Here is a 1943-nt window from a genome sequence, read left to right as displayed (position 1 = left end):
GTATGGCACAGGCTGGAGATGGACAGATGTGCGATGCTGTGATAGACCGAGGAACACTGCTGGCGATCATGCAGGCTGCAAAGAAGGCAGATGACAGCCTGCTCAGGGATTATGCAGAGACGACGGTGGCTGTTGCAGATATCAAGATAGCGGTGAGATCAATGAAGACAGGCAAAAACAAGGATTTCATGAAGAGAGCCATGGCGGAGTGCAACACTCTGGATATTGACAGGCTGGCGACGGCTGCTGTGGCTGGCATGGAGGAGATAGAGAGATACCTTGCAGATACAGCATACGCTGGTGGGGCAGAGGCACTTTCTGAGTCGGCATCGGCATTTGAGAGATGGTGTGACAACCGTATCATAGAAACGATAAAGCCTCAGAAGTACAACCCATTTACGGTGGGACCGATAGTGGCGTACATTCTGGCGAGGCTCAACGAGATAAAGACAGTCAGGATCATATTGACATGCAAGCTGAACCAGCTTCCGGAGGAGGCTATCAGGGAAAGGGTAAGGGAGATGTATGTATAAGATAGCTGTTATGGGCGATTATGACAGTATATACGGATTTGCAACTCTGGGCCTGGATACATTCCCTGTAGATAATCTGGATTATGGGGTCACGTTGCTGAAAAGGCTGGCGGAGGACAATTATGCAGTCATATATATGACCGAGGCACTGGCTTCGGATCTCAATAAAGAGATAGACAGATACAGAGAGGTTATGAAGCCTGCGATCATTCTCATACCGGGGATATCTGGCAATACAGGGGCCGGAATAGCGGGAGTAAAGAAATCCGTTGAGCAGGCTGTAGGCTCGGATATTTTATTTAATGAAGAGTAGTGGAGCATACAAATAGAAGGGAGCGTGAGCTGTTAAGTGGCTACAGGAAAGATTAAGAAGGTCGCCGGACCACTGGTCATCGCTGAGGGCATGCGTGATGCAAATATGTACGACGTGGTGCGTGTAAGTGAGAGCAGACTTATCGGCGAGATCATAGAGATGCACGGAGATCAGGCATCAGTTCAGGTATACGAGGAGACATCAGGACTTGCACCGGGAGCACCGGTGGAGTCAACGGGAATGCCTCTGTCGGTTGAGCTGGGACCGGGACTTATAAGCAGTATATACGATGGAATCCAGAGACCGCTGGATGATATCATGAAGATATGTGGTAACAACCTGAAGCGAGGAGTTGAAGTCCCATCGCTGAAGAGAGATATCAAGTGGACATTTGTGCCGACTGCCAAGGTGGGTGATAAAGTGTCGGCAGGCGATGTGATAGGAACAGTTCAGGAGACTGTGGTCGTCACACAGAAGATCATGGTGCCTTATGGTGTGACAGGAACCATCAAAGAGATAAAGGCAGGAGAATTCACAGTTGAGGAGACTGTGTGTGTGGTTGAGACAGACAAGGGTGACAGGGAGCTGACACTCATGCAGAAGTGGCCGGTTCGTAAGGGCCGTCCATATCAGGAAAAGATACCACCGATCATGCCACTTATCACAGGACAGAGAGTTGTAGATACATTCTTCCCTATAGCAAAGGGAGGAGTGGCTGCGGTTCCCGGACCTTTCGGAAGCGGCAAGACAGTTATCCAGCATCAGCTTGCAAAGTGGGCTGAGGCGGATATCGTTGTCTACATCGGATGCGGAGAGCGCGGAAATGAGATGACAGATGTTTTGAACGAGTTCCCAGAGCTGAAGGATCCGAAGACCGGACATTCACTCATGCAGAGAACAGTCCTCATAGCCAACACATCGGATATGCCGGTTGCGGCCAGAGAGGCATCTATATATACGGGTATAACTATAGCTGAGTATTTCCGTGATATGGGTTACTCGGTGGCACTCATGGCGGATTCCACATCGCGTTGGGCTGAGGCGCTCAGAGAGATGTCAGGACGTCTGCAGGAGATGCCTGGTGAGGAGGGTTACCC

General features: G+C 50.2%; 3 protein-coding genes. All 3 read left to right on the top strand.

Features of this window, described 5'->3' with window-relative positions; genetic code table 11:
- On the top strand, positions 1-533 hold a 533-nt coding region (locus tag ABUA34_RS14215; protein WP_349823535.1), incomplete at its 5' end, for a V-type ATPase subunit.
- Positions 526-846 (top strand): V-type ATP synthase subunit F, encoded by a 321-nt coding sequence (locus ABUA34_RS14210; protein WP_022217532.1) that lies wholly within the window; start codon positions 526-528, stop codon positions 844-846. The genes ABUA34_RS14215 and ABUA34_RS14210, both read left to right, overlap by 8 nt.
- A 36-nt stretch (positions 847-882) precedes the next feature.
- Positions 883-1943, top strand: a 1061-nt coding sequence (locus ABUA34_RS14205; RefSeq protein ID WP_349823534.1) for a V-type ATP synthase subunit A, incomplete at its 3' end; no start/stop codon positions are given.

The organism is Coprococcus sp. RTP21428st1_C9_RTP21428_210409, assembly GCF_040227395.1.
GTDB classification, from domain to species: Bacteria; Bacillota; Clostridia; order Lachnospirales; family Lachnospiraceae; genus Coprococcus; species Coprococcus aceti.
Note: the sequence above shows the minus strand (reverse complement) of the source record. Positions and strands in the feature narration are given on the sequence as shown.

Bases quoted from the DNA above. Each gene is read 5' to 3' on its own strand.
- ABUA34_RS14210 (WP_022217532.1), top strand. From the start codon at position 526: ATGTATAAGATAGCTGTTATGGGCGATTATGACAGTATATACGGATTT.